This is a genomic window from Bacillus pretiosus (assembly GCF_052947655.1).
The window spans coordinates 473,352-495,614 of the sequence record NZ_CM129593.1 but is presented as its reverse complement, the minus strand read 5'-3'; the positions used below and the strand labels follow the sequence as shown (position 1 = coordinate 495,614).

The following is a 22,263-nucleotide window of genomic DNA, read 5'->3' as shown; positions in this document are numbered from 1 at the left end:
TAAGAATTTTAATAAAATTATAAAAAGTCAGTCTTCATAGGGTGAAATGAGGAGAAGATAATCTATGCGTACAGAAGAAATTAATTTTAAACAGATCATTGAAATGAATATGCTATATGAAACTTTACTCAATGAGCTCGATATCGGGATTCATATTATTAATGAGGAAAGTAAAACGATTATCTATAACCGCAAAATGATGGAAATTGAATCAATGGAACGCTCAGATGTGCTATATAAAAGTCCTTTAGAAGTATTCGCATTTGAAGAAAATAAAAATAGTACTCTAATAGAGGCATTAAAATTAGGAAAAACAAACAAAAATATAAAACAAACGTATTTTAACAATAAAGGGCAAGAAATTACAACAATTAACAATACTTTCCCTATAATAGAAAACGGAAAAATTAAAGGCGCTATTGAAATTTCAACAGAGATTAGCCATTTCAAACAAACAATGAAAACGAACCTTTCTCGAAAACAAAATAATAAGTTTACCTTTGATCACATAATCGGTGATTCTAATGCTATTCAATCTGTCATTACAGAAGCAAAGAGAGTAATTCGTACATCCTCATCCATACTTCTCGTAGGAGAAACAGGGACCGGTAAAGAACTATTTGCACAAAGTATCCATAATGAAAGTCAACGTTCAACAAAACCATTTATTTCACAAAACTGTGCCGCTATACCTGATACACTCATGGAAAGCTTATTATTTGGTACGAACCGAGGTGCATTTACAGGAGCTATCGATAAAGCTGGTTTATTTGAAGAAGCAAATGGAGGAACTTTGTTATTAGATGAGATCAACTCATTAAGTCCAGCACTTCAAGCGAAGTTACTACGAGCTATACAAGAAAAAACAATACGAAGAATCGGAGGCACACAAGAAAAAGAAATTGATGTTCGTATTATAGCAACTATTAATGAAGATCCTCTTGAAGCTATTACACATAATCGATTACGGGAAGACTTATATTACCGATTAAGCGTCGTTACTTTATGTCTCCCGCCTTTACGTGAACGAAAAGAAGATATTCCTGATCTTGTGCAGCACTTTATCGAAAAGTACAACATTCAATTTGGACTTGGCGTAACGGATCTAGATGTACATGTAAGAGAATTCTTGTATGCATATGATTGGCCTGGAAACGTACGAGAATTGGAACATATCATTGAAGGTTCGATGAATTTAGTTGAAGATGAAAATATTATTACAGCGTTTCATCTTCCCGCTCGCTTTCGTGAACAAATAAAAAAAGAATTCAATATGCAACCTTCCCTAACTAATAACGAGGATGATGCACCTAAAACGTTAAAGCACACAATAGAGACAATGGAGAAGAACTACATCAATCAAATTCTGACAGAGTATCACGGTAATATCTCACAGGCTGCAAAGTTTTTAGGATTAAGTAGGCAAAACTTACAATATCGAATTAAAAAATTGCATTTACACATATGAAATGAAACTTTAATCAAATATAGGATGAATCCGCTTCCAAGTACAAATGAAAATTGGGAAAATATGCTACAATAAACATATAACATACTAGAAAGGAACGATATATATGAGTAATGATAACAAATTAAAGTTATTACACTACTTAGCCTTCTTCCCTACCCTTGTATGTATGATGTTACTAGTTGATATGAATGCTTATCCTTATGCAAAACTATTAGCAACAATTAGCGGCTCCTTTGCAGCTATTATGCTTGCTGCTTTTTGGAATTTGAAGATACGTATGAAGAAAGAAAAATCTTCTTAATGCCAAAACAATAAAAAAATCGAGCTTACACAGCTCGATTTTTTTATTGTTTATTAAAATTCAACATTCTCCAAATACAAACCACTCGCCTCAGCAAGACAATTAATTTGATTACGTTGTTTTTCCTCTAAAATATTTGGGATTGCGTCCGCATCTAATTGTCCTAATCCAACTTCAATTAATGCTCCAACAATTTTTCGTACCATGTTATGAAGGAATCCGTTACCACTTACTCTAATTTGTACAAATCCTGCTTCTTCCATCACTTCAAGTGTATATACTTCTCGAACCATAGACTTTTTCTTTGATTTCGCATTTGAAAAAGCAGTAAAGTCATGTGAACCAACTAAATGTTTCGCAGCTTCTTTCATGCTTTTCACATTTAATTTTTTATTCACATGCATGCTGTATTTACGCATAAATGGATTTGTATGCTCTTCATTCCAAATTTTATAAAGATATGTTTTTGCTTTAGAATTATAACGAGCATGGAAGCGATCTTGTACTTCTTCTACATTCGTAATGCTAATATCGTTGGGTAAATATTGATTTAAATATTTTTTCACTTTATGTTCCACTAACTTCTCATCACTTTGAAAGTTAGCAACTTGATTCAAAGCATGTACACCCGCATCTGTTCTACTACAACCGATAATTTCAATTTCTTTTCCGATCATTTCAGATATGACACTCTCGATTTTTCCTTGAATTGTATTATCGTTATTACCGAGACGTTGCCATCCTTTAAAACGTGCACCATCGTACTGAATCGTTAATTTATAATTATTCATTTTACTCTCCTTCATAGAAAATATTCCCTCATATCGTGAGGGAATATGAATAAACTTTACTTTCTAACAAGCTTCACTACATTTTCTACATGGGCTGTATGTGGGAACATATCAACTGGTTGTACATATTCCACTTCATAACTCTTCATTAATGCTTGTACATCACGTGCTAATGAAGAAGGATTACAAGATACGTAAACAACTTGTTTTGGTTTCACTTTTAAAATTGTTTCCAGTAATTTATCATCGCAACCTGTACGAGGTGGATCGACAACAATTACATCTGGACGCCATCCTTCTTTTACCCATTTCGGTAACCATTGTTCAGCTTTACCTGCTTCATATTTCGTATTTGTAAATCCGTGACGCTTCGCATTTTTTCTTGCATCTTCAATCGCTTCTGGAATTACATCCATACCACGTACTTCCGCTGCATCATTTGCAAGCCAAAGACCGATTGTACCAACACCACAATAAGCATCTACAATTTTCTCATCGCCTGTTAAAGCAGCTGCTTTTTTCGCTTCATCGTATAAAACAACTGTTTGTTCTGGATTTAACTGGAAGAATGCACGTGCTGATAATTCAAATGATAAATCACCTAGTGTTTCTTGAATTACTTCTTTTCCAGCTAATTTAAATGTTTTATCACCGAAAATAACAGATGTTTTACGCCAGTTTACGTTTTGCATAATTGATTTAACAGCTGGCATCTGTTTTTGTACTTCTGCGATAAATTGATCTTTATTTGGTAATTCTTCTTTTGTTGTAATAAGTGTAACTTGTACTTCCCCTGTTTGAACTGCAGTACGTGTCACAATTGTGCGTACTAAACCTTTTTGTTTTTTCTCATTGTAAATAGAAACATTTAATTTTTCTAATATACGTCTTACAACTTTTGTCGCTTCATTCGTTGCTTTATGTTGAATCATACAGTGAGCAATATCAATTAACTGATGTGAATTTTGCTTATACAGCCCTGTAATAACCTTTTCGTCTTTACGTCCCACTTGTAATTGACTCTTATTACGATAATGCCATGGGTTTTCCATACCAAGCGTTGGACGAATTTTTTCTTCCAAACTGTTGTTCATATACTTCTCGAATGCTTGTACGACGATATCACGCTTTTGATTTAATTGTTCTTTATAATCTAAATGTTGCAGCTGACAACCGCCACACTCTTCATATACCGGACATGGTGCTTTCACACGATGTGGTGAAGCTTTACGAACTTTTTTCACTTTCGCTTCAGCGAAGCCACGCTGAATTTTCGTTGTTTCAGCAACAACTTCTTCTCCTGGTAATGCCCCTGGAATGAAAACAACTTGTCTCTTAAAATAACCAACGCCTTCTCCGTTAATCCCAAGACGTTTAATTGTCACAGGAAACGTTTGACCAACTTCCAACTTACTCTCATGTTGCTTTTGTATCATTATTACACCTCTACTCTATACTTTTCCATAAATATAACGCTGCATAACTGCAGTATGGTTCACACTCTTGTTTCACTTTTTCTAAAAATGCATCATCAGGTTTATCATCTAATTGAAATACACCTTGCACTGCACGCTGAATCCCAATGTCCGCTTTCGGAAACATATTTTTCCGTCCAAGCCCGAACATTAAAAAATTTTGCACTGTCCATGTACCAATCCCCCTAATTGGTAACAATTGTGCGGAAACCTCTTCATCCGCCCTGGTTTCTATACTCGCTAAATTTAATGTACCGCTGACAATACTTCGACCTAACCCTACTATATATTCAGCCTTTCGCTGACTAAACTTCTGCTCCCTCAATTCTTCTATTGAAATATTTGCTACTATTTCTGGAGTGGGGAAAAAGAATACACCGTTCTTCTCTGTTCCATATCGTTTCACAAACTGTTCTGTTAACACAGTAGCAAATTTCAAATTTATTTGTTGATGAATGATACAGCGAAGAAGACAAGCAAAATAATCAAACTCTAAAATAATTGGAGTATAAGCATATGTTTCAAATAGTGGACGTAATGATGTGTTTAAAAAATGATTTTGTATATCTTGAAACGGTTCATTCCAATGAAAAATGGCCCTCATTCGTTTCATGACTTTCTCTTGATCTCCTGCCTGACTAGAGATCCAAAACTGTGGATTTTGAACAGTACCAATCCCTTGCAAGCGAACAACAATCTGTTCCTCGTCTATACAAAGCGGGACATAAATGACTTTCTCATCTAATTGAATGACGTTAAGAGGATCAAAAGATAAACGTTTTAATACCTCTTCAAAATGATACGGATACTCTAACGTAACATGTTCGCTCCACATACGTTTCCCCATCCTTTTTACACATCATTATAGCATGAGAAAACCGCAAGCATACATGCTTACGGTTGATTGCTTTTTACTAAGTCATCTAGACTTTTAAAATGATACCCTTTCTCGCGCAAATCATCAATGATTTTCGCAAGTGCTTCTGCATTATCTTTTGATATTGCATGAAGTAATAAAACAGATCCTGGATGAATCATCGTCATTACATTATTATGTGCATATTGCCATCCTCTTTGCTCGTCCACTTTCCAATCCAAAAATGCAAGTGACCAAAATACATTATAATAGCCCATTTCTTTCGTAAGAGCCAACGTTCTTTCACTAAATACGCCGCGCGGCGGACGTACATATTTTACTTCTTTTTGCCCAGTTACTTTTTTAATCTCTTCCGTTACACTCGTTAATTCTTCACGAAGTTTCGCATCATTTACCGTTGTAAAATCAGGATGACTCCACGAATGATTTCCAATAATATGTCCTTCATTCTTCATTCTTAATAACAAATCTTTTTGGGTTTTAATATAATGACCCGTTACAAAGAAAGTTGCCGGTACTTTTTTCTCTTTTAATACATCTAAGATTTTCCCTGTGTATCCATTCTCGTACCCATTATCGAATGTTAAATAAATATCTTTTTTCTTTGCATCCCCTAAATAAAACCCACCATTTTTTTGTAGTAAATCTGTGTATAACTTTCCTGCATCTGGTACTGTTTCATTTTTAGGACGCGGGATTCCCCAGTTATGTGGAGTATTTGTATAAGCTAATGCTGAAACTGGAACAAGTGCCATCATAATTGAAAAAATGAGACCGATATATAACCATTTATATTTCATAAATAGTCTCCTTTCCATATATAATCGTACTTGTAGTTTCTGTTGCCGTGCATTCTTTCATGCTGAACATGTTTTTCTATATATACCAAAAAAATGCATCTCGAATCATTCGAGATGCATTTTTGTTTACTTAAATACTGGCTCTTTAAAGCTAGCTAATTTTTCAAGTGATGTTTTATCAACATCTGCATGTAAGCTATTACCATGAGAATCCATCGTTACAACTGCTTTAAATCCTTCGATACGTAAATGCCACATTGCCTCTGGAATACCAAATTGTAAGAAATCAACATCTTTTACTTCTTTAATACATTCGGCATAATATTGCGCTGCACCGCCAATTGCATTTAAATATACACCACCGTGCTCTTCTAAAGCCGCTAATGTTTTTGCACCCATACCACCTTTTCCAATGACAGCGCGAATACCGAATTTCTTCATAATATCGCCTTGGTACGGTTCTTCACGAATACTTGTCGTTGGACCTGCCGCTTTAATTTGCCAGTTTTCATTTTCATCTTTCACGACAACTGGACCACAGTGATAAATAACTTGTCCTTTTAAATCTACTGGACAATCGTTATCCATTAAATGCTTATGGATTGCGTCACGACCTGTATACATCATGCCATTAATTGTTACAACATCACCAACGCGAAGTTCACGAATTTGCTCTTCTGTAATTGGTGCTTGTAATACAATCTCACGTTGCTCTGTTTTTTCTTGCGCTTCTTGCTGAAGTGTATCCCCACCTTCTTGATATAGCCAATCCATAATTTCACCTGTTTCAGGATGGATTGTTACGCCAAGGCGGCGATATGCCCAGCAATTATACGCAACAGATACGTAGAAACTAGCTGGCAGACGATTATACACGCCAATTTTACAACCAAGTAAAGTTGTTTCTCCGCCAAATCCCATCGTACCAATGCCAAGCTTATTCGCATTTTCTAATACGTACTCTTCAAGTTTTTGTAACTCTGGTACTGGATTGACATCATCTAATGTACGGAATAATTGATTTTTTGCTAATTCGTAACCTGATGTGCGGTCTCCCCCGATACCAACACCAATTACACCTGCACTACAGCCTTGACCTTGCGCTTGATATACAGCATGAAGAAGGCATTTACGAATCCCTTCTAAATCACGGCCAGCGCGTCCAAGTCCTTCTAATTCACACGGTAAGCTATACTGAATATTTTTATTCTCACAGCCACCACCCTTTAGGATTAAGCGTGCATCAATATAATCTTTTTCCCATTGTTCAAACTTAATAACCGGTGTACCTGGTCCTAAATTATTTCCACTATTGTCTCCAAAAAGAGAATCAACAGAATTGGGACGAAGTTTACCATCTTTTGTCGCCCGCTCAAGCGCATTATAGATAGCTTCCTTCAAATGTAATTGATTCACACCAACTGGTGTATAAATTTTAAACGTTGGCATCCCTGTATCTTGGCAAATTGGCGAGATGTTATCATCAGCCATTTTAATATTATTCGTAATTGTGCCAAGTGCCATCGCAGAACGAGTCCCTGCATTTTCTCGTTCTTTCGCTTGTTGAATCGCACGACGAACATCTTTCGGTAAGTTCGTTGACGTTTCAACAATTAGTTGATACATGCTTTCTTGAAGCTTTTCCATTGTTACTTCCCCCTCAATTGTGAACGCTACCAAAACGTTATGAGCTGAAAATTCCATCGTTATGCTCTTCAGCTTTTTATTTGTTTCACGCTATTAAAGCATAAATGAAATTTTTCACAACTTGATTATACCTTTTTTTCTACCGTCCTTCTATTATCCATACAGAAAAAGGCTGCCAATTTTGCATTGGCAGCCTTTTTAATATATTATTCGTCTTTTTTAAATTGCTCACATTTTAATTCTAATTCATCTAACATCGCAAGAAGACGATCTACATCTTCTAACTCTACTTCTTCAGGTTCAATTGTATCAATTACTTCAATGAACATATTTAAACGTTCTTTTAAATATACTAGTTGTGAATCTTTATCTTCAATTGCTTTTCCCATGAAGGCACTCTCCTTTTAATTCGAGATGCTTTTATTATACCGCAAAAATGATTGCTATGGGCATGAAATTTCATCAATTTGTCACAGCCATTCATTCAAATGTAAGCCCTCTCTCTTTTTTCACAAAAAAGTTTCACTTTATAAAAAGTACATATTCTTCTATTATAGAGAATGGACAAATTGTTATTTCAATAGTCAAAGGAGTATTTCATATGACGATATCACAAAAAATGAAGCCGATTACTCCTTCTTACGATCCATGGGAAGCGTATATGGACCTTGAAGAGTACGGCAAACTACTATTAACAAACGTTGAGTTTACAACGACAACGTTATGCAATATGCGTTGCGAGCATTGTGCTGTTGGTTACACATTACAGCCGAAAGATCCAAATCCGCTTCCTATGGAACTTTTATTAAAACGATTAGATGAGATTCCTCATTTACGTTCTTTAAGTATTACTGGCGGAGAACCAATGCTTTCAAAGAAATCCGTCGACAACTATGTAACACCACTCTTAAAATACGCTCATGAACGAGGCGTTCGCACTCAAATCAACTCAAACTTAACTATAGATTTAGCACGTTACGAACAAATTATTCCTTATTTAGACGTATTGCATATATCTCATAACTGGGGAACAATTGATGACTTCGTTGAAGGTGGATTTGCAATGATGGAACGTAAACCTACTTATGAACAACGTGCAAAATTATTTGAACGAATGATTACAAATAGTAAAGCTCTATCAGATGCAGGTGTACTCGTATCAGCCGAAACGATGTTAAACAAAAGGACTCTACCGCATATTGAACATATTCATCGTCAAATTGTCGAAGAGATGGGCTGTAAACGTCATGAAATTCATCCAATGTATCCAAGTGACTTCGCGAGTAATCTAGAGATCTTAACAAAAGCTGAAATTCGAGATGCAATTGAGCATTTACTAGAAATTCGCGATGAAAATGTATGGATGTTATTTGGAACTTTACCTTTCTACGCTTGTAGCGATGACGAGCGAGACATCGCCACATTTAAGAAATTACAAGAAAGCAAAAATGTAACAGTTCGTAACGATCCAGATGGTCGTTCTCGTTTAAACGTCAACATTTTCGATGGAAATATTATTGTAACTGATTTCGGTGACGTTCCTCTTCTAGGTAACGTACAAACAAACACACTACAAGAAGCGTATGACAAATGGAGTGCTTCAAAAACAGCACAATCATTAAGCTGTCACTGTCCTGCAGTAAAATGCCTTGGACCAAATGTTCTTGTAAAAAATAGCTACTATCCGACAGAAGACTTCTTATCAAAAACAGCAAACATAACATTTTAAAGTTCAACTTTAATCAGTGGGGGTTTTGTTCATTCCCCACTGATTATTAGTTGAACCAATTGCCCACAAATAGCGGGATAAATAAAAACGTCAGCTTATAAGCTGACGTTTTTTCATATTATTGCGAGTGAGAAGAAGAAATGAATTTAAAATACAAATGATCATGAATTGGAATAGCAGCTCCGATTCCTTGTGAGGTAATATTTTTTACTACAAGCCTCTTTTGATTTCCTTTTAACACAAGGTACACTTCTCCAAATGTTACTTTTCCTTTTTCATTTACTGCTGGTGTATAAGCGTATAAATATCCAAGTTGACTCGGACTAATATTATACACACGCTCATGTCCAGTACCATAACCAATGGTCGTTTTAAATGCAAGTGGCAATTGTACTTTTTCAAGTGCTTTGAGAAGCATCATTTTTTTCACATCCGCAGTATTTTTCATATCTGCTGTTAAATCACCTTCAACCGTCTTTTGCGTTTCTTGCTTATAGCGTAGCGGATATAAGCGATCTCCTCCGCGATTATCGTACACATTGCGATTTACTTGTTTATATTCCCAATTAATCGACGTATCAACCGATTCATAATTTAAAGCCCATTGACCTAGATAAATCTTCGCTCGGTACCCTACCGCAAGCGGCGCATTCGAAATTGTCGTTTCATTAAACATTCGAATTAAGTCCGGATTTTCAATTTTAATATTTGCTGTTTTCAATAGTTCTTGAGCAAACTTACTCGGTTGTAAGCGCGGCAAATCTTGCGCATCATTTGGAAACGTATTGTCTTTAGAAATATTTAAAACAGATGAAGGCATTTTTGTTTCTACCGTTGTCTTTGCAAAACTCATGTTAGGAAATAATAGAATAAACGAGACCATAGTTGAAAGACATATGCTGTATACTCGTTTCACCTGTCTGGCTCCTTCCTATGTAAAGGTATATATACTACTTTGTTTATTGTTTTCTCTCAATACAATTGTTATGCCTATTTTTCATAATAAATAAAAACCAATTCCCATAATGACATACGCCGCTAATAAAGTACCGCCTTCAAACCAATTTGTATCTCCATCATTTGAAATCGCAATCGTTAAGAAAACAGCTGTAATCATAGAAACAAGTTCTGGTATTGTAAATACTAAAGGCATCCTTTGTGCAAGGAACATAGAAAGCAGTACTAATACAGGAGCAACAAACATGGCAATTTGCAACGTAGAACCGACTGCAATTTCAACTGCAATATTTACTTTATTTTTATACGCCATAATAATTGCAGATGCATGTTCCGCTGCATTCCCAACAATTGCAACGATAATAACCCCTATAAATAACTCTGACCAACCAAATGACTTTGCAACTGTCTCAAATGTATGCACAAGCGCCTCTGACACATAAGCGACCGCAATTGTCGCTATTGCTAAAATGAGTAGCGCTTTACCTTTCGACCACTCTGGTTCTTCCTCATGAGCTACTTCATCCGTTTTATGTTGATATACACCACGATGCGTAACGAGCTTAAATAGCAGTGCAGCAAGGTACATAATAATCATAATGATAGAAACACCGATACTTAATTGATACGTCTTCCCAGCATCCATCTTCATTGAAAAAATCTCTGGAATAACAAAAGCTACTACTACCGCAAAGATTAATAAAGCTGAATTATGCCTTGCATCATATACATTAAAACTTTGTCTTTTGTATTTAAGCCCTCCTATAAAGAAGGATAGCCCTCCTACTAATAATAAATTCCCAAGTACAGAACCCGTTAAAGAGGCTAATACAACCTCAATTAATCCCGCCTGAAGTGCAAAAATCGAAATAATTAGTTCAACAGCATTACCAAAAGTAGCATTTAATAATCCGCCTATTCTAGGTCCAGAGACAATTGCCAAACTTTCTGTCGCTCTCCCCATAAAACCCGCTAAGGCGATAATAGTAATGCAATACACAGCGAACATAATTGTTTGAGGCCAATGAAGCATTTTTCCAAGTACAGAAAGTGGTACCCCGATCAGCGCTACTATAAGAAATATTTTATTAAACATGCTTTTCATCCTTCCATCGTATGTATTTCTCCTCGATATTATTATTATTCTTCTCCTAACTTGTCCGATTTCATCACAATTACGTTTAAAAAATCGGATTGAAGAAAACAGTATAAAAGATATTTAAATTATCTTGTTTAAACGGAGAAAACAATAAATTATGAACAGGGGTTAAAAGCATGCATTTAAAAGAAAAAATTGAAACTATTATTTGCGGTCAACGAACTGGTGTATTATCTACTGTACGTGAAAATAAGCCTCATAGTACCTTTATGATGTTTTTCCACGAAGATTTTGTGTTATATGTTGCAACAGATCGGAAATCAAAAAAGATAACAGATATCGAAAACAATCCAAATGTACATGTACTACTTGGACGTGAAGGAAAAAAATTAGATGAAGATTATATTGAAGTTGAAGGCTTAGCCTCCATCGAGGAAGACTCCACATTAAAAAACAAGTTTTGGAATAATAGCTTAAAACGCTGGTTACTTGGTCCTGAAGACCCTAATTACGTATTAATAAAAATCAATCCCGACACAATTTATTACATCGATGGTGCTGGTACGACGGAGCCCGAGTTTTTACGACTATAAAATAAAACAAGCCCCCTTTAGGTGGGCTTGTTTTGTCGAAAAGTTCTTCTGAAAAAAACAATAAAATAGGTGGAACTTTCTAAAGATTCTGTTATATAATAGCAGTAACTTAAATAAACTGTATTAAAACAGATTGAGAGGAGAAATCAAATTGATGAAAAGAGAAGAACGCAAAAACATGATTGAGTTTATTGAAAAGAAAAAAGGGATTGAGCGTGATGAATTATTGTTTATGACAGACGATGAAGTAGAACATATTTATAATGTAACGTACTTTTTGTATGAAGAAATTGCAGAGTAGTATAATAATCCCCACCTTATTAGAAATATAAGGTGGGGATTATTTCGTTATTTGCGGAGCGGTAAAATCCCACTGATTAAAGTTTCGCTTTATACGTGAGAATGGTTTTCATGTATAATAATGTAAGATTGGAGGAATTTTACTATGAGTTCATGGCTCTTATTCGCACTATTATCAGCAATCGCTGCTGCCCTTGTATCTATTTTCGGAAAGATTGGTTTAGATGGAATCGATGCCAATGTTGCAACAACGGTTCGTTCTATTATTATGGCATTATTTATGGTGGGCGTTATTATTATCCAAGGTAAATTTCAAAATATCAGCGACGTACTGCTAAATAAAAAAGCACTGCTCTTTATCACATTAAGTGGGGTTGCAGGTGCTTCGTCATGGCTATTTTATTTTCTTGCCCTTAAAACAGGGAAAGTTTCACAAGTGGCTCCTGTCGATAAATTAAGCGTCGTATTTTCTATCATCCTCGCGATGATTATACTCGGTGAAAAGTTAAACTTTATGACTGGCGTTGGTGTAGTCTTTATTACAGCTGGTGTATTATTTATTGCTTTCAGCTAAAAAAACCGCTAATAGCGGTTTTTCTTTTTCTTTATATAAAACCATACAATACATGTAACAACTACTGAAATGAATAAAATCCATACTCCGTAATGATGTAGGCTATACTCAACGAAACGCCACTTCTCTCCTAACTTCCAGCCAAGTCCAATAAAAACACTTATCCAAATAAGCGCACCACCGTAAGCGTACAAACAAAAACGCCAAAGTGTTAAATTCGACATCCCAGCAAAATATGCTGTTAAATGACGTACTCCCGGGATAAAGTAACCAATCATTAAAAGAAATGGTCCATATTTTTCAAATAAAATATGCGTTTTTTCAATGTGATGTTCTTTAATTCTAATCTTCGGTCCATATTTTTTTAAAACAGGGAGTCCAAGTTTTAAACCTAATATGTAGCTTAATGTAATACCTAACATCGCACCAGCCATCCCGCTTAAAAAAGCAGCAGTTCCTGACATAACTCCTTTAGAAACATTATAACCAACGAAGGTCAATAAAAACTCGTCTGGTATCGGTAATCCAACAATTCCACCGGCCAACGCTATAATAATTCCAAAATACCCATAATGCGCGATTAACTCGCCAATATGTTGTTCCATTCGGAAAACACATCCTATGCACGATCGTTATTCCACATTGTGCCCTTTCTATCTTTCAGACAAACATGGTATACATATTCACTATACATTGTTTTTATAATGAACTCTACTTCTATCCATTCCTTTAGCAGGAAGAAAGTGAACCATTAATCAGTGGTGATTTGTTCATCCTAACTAATTTTTAGCACACACCAATTGTGCGCCCGACTCCCTCCTACTTCCCTTGTATTCACCGCTTTTTAAAGTGCTAGTCTTATTATCTGTAAATAGTGGGATTAAAAAATAAAAATTCATATGCTTGTTTTTTTGTTACAATAAAGGAAAGTTACTTTTCGCAACGGTTTAACTCTCAGGAAAAATGATATATCTAGCAAAAACATAGTTTGGTCGATATAATGCAACTTCTACCTATTAAAAGAACATACACCCTTTACATACAACATCATTTTTCTAAATTATACAGGGGGAACGAACATGACCATTGAAAATCAATTTATCCAAAAGGTTTACTATAAAACATTTTTAACAGAAGAAACTTCTACTCCAGTATCAGAAGTACTCGGTGAAGCATATATAAATGAATCTACAAATGAATTCTCCAACATTTCTAATATCCGCTTTGCTCAAGGTGAATTTTATTACCAAAATAAAGACTTTGAAGCAGCGATATTTAAATGGGAGAAAGTAAATAACGAACTTGCACTTTGGGCAACCAAAAATATTGCAGATTCTTATTTTGAACTAGGATTCTTGCCAAAAGCAGAAGAGATTTATCAATCTATTCAAACGGAAGATACAACTCTTACAATGGAAGTTTCCTTACAACTTCTTTCTCTGTACATCGAACAAGATCGTTTAGGTCTAGCATTTAAGACGATTAGTGAGGCCGTTGCATTTCAACCTGACTATCCTAATATTACTGCAATTGCTCGCTCATTCTATGAAAAACAAGAAGATTGGAATAATGCTATCGAACTTGCCGTTCAAGAAGGAATTCGAACAAAATCGTTACACTGGTTCGATACTTTAATCAATTATGTGAATCAAGGATTCACGAAACAAATCAAACCAGAATATTTCTATGAATCTTTAAAAGCATTATATGCAATTGATCAAGTCCAATTTAAAGAACTTGTTATTGCGCTTTGGAACAGCTATCAAAATGAAAACTTGCATCTACCTTGGATTCAAACAATAAATCATTTATTCTTACATATTGAAACAGACAACAATGACGATTGGCATGAAATTGTTGAACGCTATCAAGATACGTACTTTGAGTTAATTACTGGTGAGCATTTCATGCATGAAATGCAGGGACTTGTACCAGATTTATTAACCAATTGGTTTAGTTTAACGAAAGCAAAAGATGCCCTATTTGTCTCTGCTGCAGTGTTAGCATGGAATGAAGTTTCACCTACAACTTTAGAGTCATTACTCGTAAAAAGTGCGGGAGCCCTACTTTCTAATTCAACAGCTGAAACAAATGTAAATATGGAAACAGTTTCTCATTTATTCGAAACAATTGCTGTATGGGCTGAAAAAAACGATGTGGATTTAAGTCATCAATTTACGTTACTCGTTCACGAACTGTGTGATTTAAATGTTACACAATTACTAATAGCGGGAACTAGTGACCAGGATAAATCATCATTCATCAATTCTATACTAGGAGAGAACATCTTAACTGAGACTGTAACAACTCCTATTCTATTTAAAGATGATAGCCAAACTGAAATAACAGAATTCACTGCGTTAGATGTACACAATATACCTAGCTTTGATGAATTCCATCAAAGAATGGCTACACCTTCCGAATCAGAACTTGAGAAAAAATGTATAGAAATTAAGTTACCAAGTAGATTTTTAAGAAAAAATAAATTTGCATTTCTTGTTACGCCACCTGTTCAAGGGCAAGTGGATAAAAACAGCTCATATTTTGAATACTTACAAGCAGCAGATAGCCTTATTTACGTATTAAATTCTTCTTCACCATTACATGGTGAAGAACTTGATACATTACTTTATTTACGTGAACAAGTGCCAAATTTACAAATTCATTTCGTATTACACACAAATAATACGACCAATAACGAAAAACTAATGAGTAAAATTAAAGTCCATTTCCCAAATGCACAGTTCTTCCCATACTCTCCTTCACAAGAGAGTAGCCAGCAACTTGGAGACGTGACAGAGTCTATTCTTTCTAATCTAGCAGAACGTAACATGGAACAAGAACGTATAGAAAAACTAATATGGTTTACTCAAAAGACAATCGCATACCTTGTAAATGAACGTGTGGAGTTAGAAAATACATTAGTGAAATCCGTACGCTGGAATAAACATATCTCAGTTAAATTAAATGGATTTATTAACAACCTTACTGCTCTTGAAAAAGATAAAATTCGTTCTATTACAGAATCTTATCTTTTAACGAAAGAAGAAATCACACGAGATATCCATTCTCAAATTCCTGAATTATTACAGAGTTGTTCTGACCTCGTTCAAGAAGATAGCGACTTCAAATTAGTTCATGAAGAATTAAATACTGCGATGAACGAACGAGTTCAAAAACATGTACAACAAGTGCTTCTTCCTAAATTTACTGGTTCTATTCAGGAATGGATTGAAACAGCTCATAATGAATTTATTCAAGCTCAATCTTATTTAGATGAAATGAGTGAAACGTTTAATAAATTATATAAAGAAGAACGCATGAAACTTCCTTGTGATTTCAAATTACTAGATGACTGGCATCGAGATGTTGTACGCATGACAAATAGAATTACAGTAACGAACATCAATATTTTATTACGCTTTACACCGACACAATTTTTCTTAAAAAGTGCGGGAAAACTATTTGGTAACATGCAAAAAAATCAGTCTATGCTCGCAAACAAATATAAACAATACATTGAAACGGAAGACTATACGGAAATTGCTCAAACAATCTCAAAACAATTCTTCCTTCAATTTGAAGTATTTGAAGGCGCATTAGAACGAGATATCATGATGTTCTTTAAAGATCCACTTAGCATATTGAAACAAAATGTAGAAGCAGCTCAACTTGAAATACAGGAAGACGAGCAAACATTAGCAACATTAAGAAGCAACCCAGAAACTTATCACGATCCGTTAGCATTCTTTAAACTGCAACTATTGCAACACAAATTCGTTTTAAGTACAAACAAAAACAATGAAGACGTCTATGAATTTAATGAGTCTCCTACGATTTAACATAAAAAACCAAGCAAATTTCAGTTTGCTTGGTTTTTTACTTTAATTCATTATTTTCATATGTTCAAATGGATAATAAATTGCCGCTAATTCTCCTAATACATCTTCTCTATCAATAAGTCCTAAACCATTTCTACTATCTCTGCTTATTAAGCGATTATCTCCCATAACAAAAATCTTATTTTTAGGAATTGTAATCGGTCCAAAGTCCTCTGTTAAATTCATAAGTTTTTTTTCAGCTTGTTTTTTATTACTATACAAATACGCTTCCTGTGTCACTTCATGATTCACATATAATTGATCATTTCTCACCTCGATTACATCGCCAGGCAAACCAATAACCCTTTTCACATAAAAATTATCCGTCTTCACAACAATAATATCTTCTCTCCCATAACTTTCAAACTGCTTTGCTAACTTATTAACAATCAGCTTATCCCCATCTTGTAACGTCGGCTTCATGGACGCTCCTTTTACAGTCGTAGGAAAAAACACAAAAATTTTCGCTAAAAACACTAACAAACATGCAATTGCAATTGTTCCAAAGAATTCACGCAAACGTTTTTTCTTTTGCATCATTCCACCATCTCATCATCTTTTTACTTTTATTATAAGGAATTCAACTGTAAAATTTCCACAAAATTCTGAATTATAAAATTGTAATATTACAAACTTAAAAATAACATCCTCATAAATTTATTATTTTTATATACCATAATCTATATTTATCTCACTATTTGCGAGCAGTAAAAAAGATACTCTCAAAATAGTCTATCCACTATTTTGAGAGTATCTTTTTATATTCCCACATATACAATACACATTTGAGCCGCTACATATGTAAACCAAATCCAAAGTGGTTCATACTTTAATTTGCGTCCTCCAATATCTGTCACACCTATAATAAAATCAGAAATCACAAATAGTAAACCACCAAAAGCCGGTATCCACCATATTCCTATATTCTCATAGTATAGGGCGAATGCAAAGCAAGCCATTCCTCCAACCCACAATCCGTAAATTAGAGCTCCTATCGTAAACAATTTATCTTGTTTATCATTTCGTATAAAAAAGAACCATCCTATAATTAGAAAGAGTCCGTATACGAGTAAACCAATCCAAAAACCATTCCATGAGATGCCTGTTTGCAAAAATGCTTTTACATAAAAACAATGCGCAAGGGCAAAAGTAATCATACCTCCAATTAATCGATGACCAATTGGAATCAAACCTGCCATAAATAAATCTCCTACAGTTGATAACGTCATACCTAGTGCAACCCACGTACTATACTCTACTGATGGATCTTGTAACCATATCCAAATTGCACTTGCTGTTAAAGAAAAACTAAGAATAAGACGCACCGCTAAAGGTAACGGCATATTATTTCTTGTTTTTTTTGTCTGTCCTATTGCGTACATTGCACCAATTAAAAAAAGAATGATTTGTCCAATTAACACCATGTAAAATAGATTCATAACATGTTCTCCTCAATAAATGCTTTTTGTATCTTTTTTCGTTACACCTAGTCTATTATCCTTTTTCTATATAAAAAAAGAAGAACAGTACTGTTCTTCCATTGTAATCGTTTTCCTGTTATCTATGCTACTTGTTTTTCGTTCGCCCTTTTCTGCTTAGCTGTCGTTCGATTCACCACGATAATTCCCGCGGCTACACATGCCAAACCGAATAATACAAATGAATGAATTGCTTCTCCTAAAATCATGCTCGATAATAACACACCAAATACGGGTATAAAGAACATGTACATTGATACTTTTCCAACCTTGTTATACTTCATAATTGTATTCCAAATGCAAAAGCCTGCTGCGGATAAGAAAGATAAGTAGAGAAGCATAAGTATTGCATGTACACTAAATGTAAATGGCATGGCTCCAACTTGCAAAGCCCCTATACATAATAGCCCGATAGAACCAAAAATCATTTGGTATGCTGTCATATAGCCAACATCTAATGTTTTGCTACCTTCTTTCGCCAATATGTTTCCATATGAATACAACATTGCTGCACTAAGAAGTAATAAGCTACCGATTCCGAAATGGAATGACAAACTACCATCACTCGGTACATTTACTAAAATGACACCACAAAAGCCGATAGAGACCCCAATTATTTTTCTCATATTGAGAGCGTCATCTTTATATAAAAAGTGAGCGAGTAAAATTTGAAAGAATGATGATGTTCCTGAAATGATAGCTCCTTCAATGCCAGAACTATAACTCATTCCAATATAAAAACATATATATTGAAGAAATGTTTGAAATAAACCAATTTGTACTAACTGTTTCCCCGTTCCTTTTTTGAAGCTCATATCTTTTCCTAATACTTTAAAGAATAATAAGAGCATGACTCCAGATAAAAAGAAACGATAACCAGCAAATAATATTTGCTCCCCAACTTCTTGTGGCTGAATTCCAAGTTCAGCATAACTTAATTTAATAAATGGGAATGCGCTCCCCCATAAAAAAGTCGCTACTATTGCAGCAATTAGTACGCCAATCGGATGGGTAAAAAATTTCTCTGTCTTCACTTGTTGTCTTCCTTTCCGATCTTTATATGAACAATATTCATATATACCAAAGGTATTGCGAAAACACAAGTTTTCCGTTTATACTTGAAACAAAACTGTGCCATCTTATAAAAAGATATGATATACTATAGAATAATTACAACATAATAACTATTAAAATCAGATTCAACAGAAATGCTGCTATCCATTATGGATGGCAGCTTTCGTCGTTTTATAGGGGTTTCGATTTTGATTCTTTTTCTCAATAAGAATTTGGAAGGAGCGAGTAGAATGAACTCAGAAGTAAAAACATTACAAGTACAAAAGTCTATTTCTCATCCCTCTTTATGGGATACATTAAAGAAACATCATGAACTTATATTTGCAATCGCATCTGGTATTTTCATTTTAGCTGGTTGGTTATTCACAAAGAACGATGCAGTGAATGTAGGCATTACTTGCTATATCCTTGCTTATATAGTTGGTGGATATGCAAAGGCGAAAGAAGGTATTGAAGATACAATTGAAGAGAAAGAGCTAAATGTCGAAATGCTCATGCTCTTCGCTGCTATCGGTGCTGCAATCATTGGCTACTGGGCAGAAGGCGCGATTTTAATCTTTATCTTTGCACTGAGCGGTGCGATGGAGTCTTATACATTAAGTAAAAGTCAAAAAGAAATTTCAGCGCTTCTTGATTTACAACCAGAAGAAGCATTACGTATTTCTAATGGAACCGAGGAACGTGTTCCTGTTGGACGATTACAAATTAACGACATTATTTTAATTAAGCCAGGTGAGCGCGTTCCTGCTGACGGTACGATTCATAACGGTGAAACAAATATCGATGAAGCAGCAATTACTGGAGAACCTATTCCAAATGAAAAAAAATATGGCGATGAAGTATTTGCCGGTACTGTAAATTTACGCGGTGCTATCGAAGTTAAAATTACGAAGCCGAGCGATCAAACATTATTCCAAAAGATTATCCGTCTCGTCCAAAGTGCACAAAGTGAAAAATCACCATCACAACTATTCATCGAAAAGTTTGAAGGAACATACGTAAAAGGTGTACTACTCGTTGTTGCGCTTATGATGTTCGTCCCTCATTTCTTACTTGACTGGAGCTGGAATGAAACGTTTTATCGCGCTATGATCTTACTTGTAGTCGCATCTCCTTGTGCACTCGTTGCTGCCATTACACCAGCAACATTATCTGCAATTTCTAACGGAGCAAGAAATGGAATTCTCTTTAAAGGTGGCATACATTTAGAACGCCTCGCTTCAGTAAAAGCGATCGCCTTTGATAAAACAGGAACATTAACACAAGGAAAACCTACCGTAACAGATGTATATGTTCGAGAAAGTATGACAGAAAAAGAAGTACTTTCTATTACAGCATCAATTGAAAGTCACTCTACACACCCTTTAGCTGAATCTATTGTTAAATATGCACAACATGCGTATGACATTGCATTAAAAAAACCAGAAAATGTTGAAGATGTAACTGGTTTTGGACTCAAAGGAATATTTGAAAACAAAGCTTATAAAATAGGTAAAGCTGATTTTATCGGTGAAGAAACAAAGACATTTCATAATGGTATTTCTGCCTCACTTGAAAAAGAAGGTAAAACTGTCGTTTATATTAGTGATGAGAGAGGCATTCTTGGACTTATCGCTTTAAAAGATACACTTCGCCAAGAAACAATAGCTGCTATTCGCGAATTACAAAGCATCGGTGTCGAGGCAATTATGATTACTGGAGATAATGAAGAAACGGCAAAAGCTATTGCCTCTGAAAGTAATATAAAAGAATATTACGCATCATGCTTACCAGAAACAAAAGTTGAAACGATTAAAAAGCTAAAGGAAAAATACGGGACAGTAGCAATGGTCGGAGATGGTATAAATGATGCCCCTGCACTCGCTACTGCTAGCATTGGTGTAGCAATGGGAGAAGGAACAGACGTAGCTTTAGAAACTGCAGACGTTGTACTTATGAAAAACGAATTATCTCGACTTTCTCAAGCGATCCGCTTATCAAAACGAATGAATCGTATTGTAAAGCAAAACGTAATCTTTTCACTAGCTTTAATTGCAATGCTGATTTGTTCAAACTTCTTGCAATTTTTAGCTCTTCCATTCGGTGTTATTGGGCATGAAGGAAGTACAATTCTTGTCATTTTGAATGGCTTACGATTATTAAAAGGAAACAAATAAGAAACGGGTCCCTCATAGAGGACCCGTTTTTTTTAATGGTAGCTATTATGCCCGTTCGCACTCCCACTCGTTTTATGCTTTGGATGCGAACTACTCTTTTGTTTATTGTTATTTTTATTGTTGTGATTCTTTTTATTATTACTCATGAAATATCCCCCCTGTTCCCTATTATTATGGAACAAGAGCTCACTTTTCATTACGGGAATTATTGTCACCCGTCCTATAATGATGGAGTAAACCATTAATTTCACCGCCAAGTAAAATGACCCATCCAGTCAAATAAAACCATAACATTAAAATAATAATACCACCGAGACCACCATATGTATTGGCGTAATTCGCAAACTTATCTACATAATAAGCAAATGAGTACGATACCACAATCCATCCTACAGTAGCAAATGTTGCTCCTGAAATGACTTCTCTTCTTTTTAACTTTCGATCTGGTGCAAATGTATATAAAAAACTAAACAATGCAAATAGCACGAAAAAACTCGCTACTAATCGCGTAATACTCCACACGTAAGAAAAACTATCCGATAACCCAATTGCTTTAAATACCGCTGCTCCAATGACTTGTCCAAACACTGGAACAATTAGCGCAAACACAATCATAAAAATAATCGCTAATGTAAACACAATGGATAAAGCTCTCGTTTTAATAAAGGAACGTGTTTCTGTTACATCATACGCACGATTAAAAGCATTCATAACCGCATTTACCCCGTTTGAAGCAAACCATAGCATTGATAATAAACCAAATGATAATAAACCACCATTTTGCTCATTTACAACTTTATCAACGTTTACTTCAATTAAAGACATTGCATCTTCGGGTACGTACGGTTCTAATAAGTTGAGCACACTTTCTGTTTGAAGGTCAATGAATCCAAGAAGCGTAATTAAGAAAACAAGCCCAGGAAAAATCGCAAGCAAGAAGAAATAAGCGAGCTGTGCTGCCAAGCCCGCTACATCATCGCGCATCGTCCGGTCATACAAATCTTTACCAAACGAATAAGTACGATTTCTTCTCACCTTTTCTAAAATTTTTCTCATATAT

General features: G+C 35.0%; 21 protein-coding genes. 8 read left to right on the top strand and 13 right to left on the bottom strand.

Annotated elements, in window-relative coordinates:
* Positions 1 to 64: 64 nt before the first annotated feature.
* Complete coding sequence (locus ACU8YW_RS02545) at positions 65 to 1,468, top strand: sigma-54 interaction domain-containing protein (RefSeq protein ID WP_088061645.1); 1,404 nt, start codon at positions 65 to 67, stop codon at positions 1,466 to 1,468.
* Positions 1,469 to 1,574: 106 nt separating this feature from the next.
* A complete protein-coding gene (locus tag ACU8YW_RS02540) occupies positions 1,575 to 1,772 on the top strand; it encodes a hypothetical protein (protein WP_097889303.1) in 198 nt (65 codons plus the stop codon).
* Between the two features lie 53 nt (positions 1,773 to 1,825).
* Here the strand turns inward: ACU8YW_RS02540 and truA are convergent, their stop codons facing one another.
* From truA to ACU8YW_RS02510, 6 genes are all read right to left on the bottom strand, one after another.
* Complete coding sequence (truA, locus tag ACU8YW_RS02535) at positions 1,826 to 2,563, bottom strand: tRNA pseudouridine(38-40) synthase TruA (RefSeq protein WP_075313210.1); 738 nt, start codon at positions 2,561 to 2,563, stop codon at positions 1,826 to 1,828.
* A gap of 56 nt (positions 2,564 to 2,619) precedes the next feature.
* Positions 2,620 to 3,999 carry a 23S rRNA (uracil(1939)-C(5))-methyltransferase RlmD gene (gene rlmD, locus ACU8YW_RS02530; protein WP_000615214.1) on the bottom strand — a complete coding sequence of 460 codons (1,380 nt, stop codon included), beginning with the start codon at positions 3,997 to 3,999 and terminating at the stop codon, positions 2,620 to 2,622.
* Between the two features lie 10 nt (positions 4,000 to 4,009).
* Positions 4,010 to 4,873, bottom strand: coding sequence for a DNA-3-methyladenine glycosylase family protein (locus ACU8YW_RS02525; RefSeq protein WP_000269433.1), 864 nt, complete (start codon positions 4,871 to 4,873; stop codon positions 4,010 to 4,012).
* 59 nt (positions 4,874 to 4,932) lie between these two features.
* Complete coding sequence (pdaA, locus tag ACU8YW_RS02520; RefSeq protein ID WP_060486931.1) at positions 4,933 to 5,715, bottom strand: delta-lactam-biosynthetic de-N-acetylase; 783 nt, start codon at positions 5,713 to 5,715, stop codon at positions 4,933 to 4,935.
* A gap of 126 nt (positions 5,716 to 5,841) precedes the next feature.
* Positions 5,842 to 7,362 (bottom strand): class I fumarate hydratase, encoded by a 1,521-nt coding sequence (gene fumA, locus ACU8YW_RS02515; protein ID WP_426934208.1) that lies wholly within the window; start codon positions 7,360 to 7,362, stop codon positions 5,842 to 5,844.
* Between the two features lie 206 nt (positions 7,363 to 7,568).
* A complete protein-coding gene (locus ACU8YW_RS02510) occupies positions 7,569 to 7,751 on the bottom strand; it encodes an SE1561 family protein (RefSeq protein ID WP_000513547.1) in 183 nt (60 codons plus the stop codon).
* A 212-nt stretch (positions 7,752 to 7,963) separates the two neighbouring features.
* Between ACU8YW_RS02510 and yfkAB the strand changes: the two genes are divergently transcribed.
* Positions 7,964 to 9,091 (top strand): radical SAM/CxCxxxxC motif protein YfkAB, encoded by a 1,128-nt coding sequence (yfkAB, locus tag ACU8YW_RS02505; protein ID WP_426934209.1) that lies wholly within the window; start codon positions 7,964 to 7,966, stop codon positions 9,089 to 9,091.
* A 118-nt stretch (positions 9,092 to 9,209) separates the two neighbouring features.
* Here the strand turns inward: yfkAB and ACU8YW_RS02500 are convergent, their stop codons facing one another.
* Together ACU8YW_RS02500 and cax are read right to left on the bottom strand one after the other, a co-directional pair.
* Complete coding sequence (locus ACU8YW_RS02500; RefSeq protein WP_088061643.1) at positions 9,210 to 10,007, bottom strand: YfkD famly protein; 798 nt, start codon at positions 10,005 to 10,007, stop codon at positions 9,210 to 9,212.
* A gap of 81 nt (positions 10,008 to 10,088) precedes the next feature.
* Entirely contained in the window at positions 10,089 to 11,144 is a 1,056-nt protein-coding gene (cax, locus tag ACU8YW_RS02495) for a calcium/proton exchanger (RefSeq protein ID WP_142291666.1), read from the bottom strand.
* Between the two features lie 179 nt (positions 11,145 to 11,323).
* Between cax and ACU8YW_RS02490 the strand changes: the two genes are divergently transcribed.
* From ACU8YW_RS02490 to ACU8YW_RS02480, 3 genes are all read left to right on the top strand, one after another.
* Positions 11,324 to 11,740 carry a pyridoxamine 5'-phosphate oxidase family protein gene (locus tag ACU8YW_RS02490; protein WP_000550224.1) on the top strand — a complete coding sequence of 139 codons (417 nt, stop codon included), beginning with the start codon at positions 11,324 to 11,326 and terminating at the stop codon, positions 11,738 to 11,740.
* 151 nt (positions 11,741 to 11,891) lie between these two features.
* Positions 11,892 to 12,041: a BH0509 family protein gene (locus ACU8YW_RS02485; RefSeq protein WP_000977681.1), complete on the top strand. Its 150-nt coding sequence runs from the start codon at positions 11,892 to 11,894 to the stop codon at positions 12,039 to 12,041.
* 144 nt (positions 12,042 to 12,185) lie between these two features.
* Positions 12,186 to 12,614 (top strand): EamA family transporter, encoded by a 429-nt coding sequence (locus ACU8YW_RS02480; RefSeq protein ID WP_088061639.1) that lies wholly within the window; start codon positions 12,186 to 12,188, stop codon positions 12,612 to 12,614.
* 8 nt (positions 12,615 to 12,622) lie between these two features.
* Here ACU8YW_RS02480 and ACU8YW_RS02475 read toward each other — a convergent pair whose 3' ends face one another.
* Complete coding sequence (locus ACU8YW_RS02475; protein ID WP_046953695.1) at positions 12,623 to 13,219, bottom strand: DedA family protein; 597 nt, start codon at positions 13,217 to 13,219, stop codon at positions 12,623 to 12,625.
* A 474-nt stretch (positions 13,220 to 13,693) separates the two neighbouring features.
* Here ACU8YW_RS02475 and ACU8YW_RS02470 point away from each other — a divergent pair, with 474 nt between their 5' ends.
* The gene (locus ACU8YW_RS02470) at positions 13,694 to 16,456 is read left to right on the top strand and encodes a tetratricopeptide repeat protein (protein WP_088061637.1); all 2,763 of its coding nucleotides are present in this window, start codon (positions 13,694 to 13,696) and stop codon (positions 16,454 to 16,456) included.
* Between the two features lie 42 nt (positions 16,457 to 16,498).
* Here ACU8YW_RS02470 and lepB read toward each other — a convergent pair whose 3' ends face one another.
* From lepB to ACU8YW_RS02455, 3 genes are all read right to left on the bottom strand, one after another.
* Complete coding sequence (lepB, locus tag ACU8YW_RS02465; protein WP_087982334.1) at positions 16,499 to 17,035, bottom strand: signal peptidase I; 537 nt, start codon at positions 17,033 to 17,035, stop codon at positions 16,499 to 16,501.
* A 218-nt stretch (positions 17,036 to 17,253) separates the two neighbouring features.
* Entirely contained in the window at positions 17,254 to 17,934 is a 681-nt protein-coding gene (locus ACU8YW_RS02460; protein WP_088061635.1) for a lysoplasmalogenase, read from the bottom strand.
* 122 nt (positions 17,935 to 18,056) lie between these two features.
* Positions 18,057 to 19,007 (bottom strand): DMT family transporter, encoded by a 951-nt coding sequence (locus ACU8YW_RS02455; RefSeq protein WP_088061633.1) that lies wholly within the window; start codon positions 19,005 to 19,007, stop codon positions 18,057 to 18,059.
* Positions 19,008 to 19,277: 270 nt separating this feature from the next.
* On the opposite strand from ACU8YW_RS02455, the gene ACU8YW_RS02450 reads away from it, so the two are divergent.
* Positions 19,278 to 21,203: a heavy metal translocating P-type ATPase gene (locus tag ACU8YW_RS02450; protein WP_446894034.1), complete on the top strand. Its 1,926-nt coding sequence runs from the start codon at positions 19,278 to 19,280 to the stop codon at positions 21,201 to 21,203.
* 186 nt (positions 21,204 to 21,389) lie between these two features.
* On the opposite strand, the gene ACU8YW_RS02445 is transcribed toward ACU8YW_RS02450, so the two are convergent.
* Entirely contained in the window at positions 21,390 to 22,259 is an 870-nt protein-coding gene (locus tag ACU8YW_RS02445; RefSeq protein WP_001226530.1) for a YihY/virulence factor BrkB family protein, read from the bottom strand.
* Positions 22,260 to 22,263 lie beyond the last annotated feature (4 nt).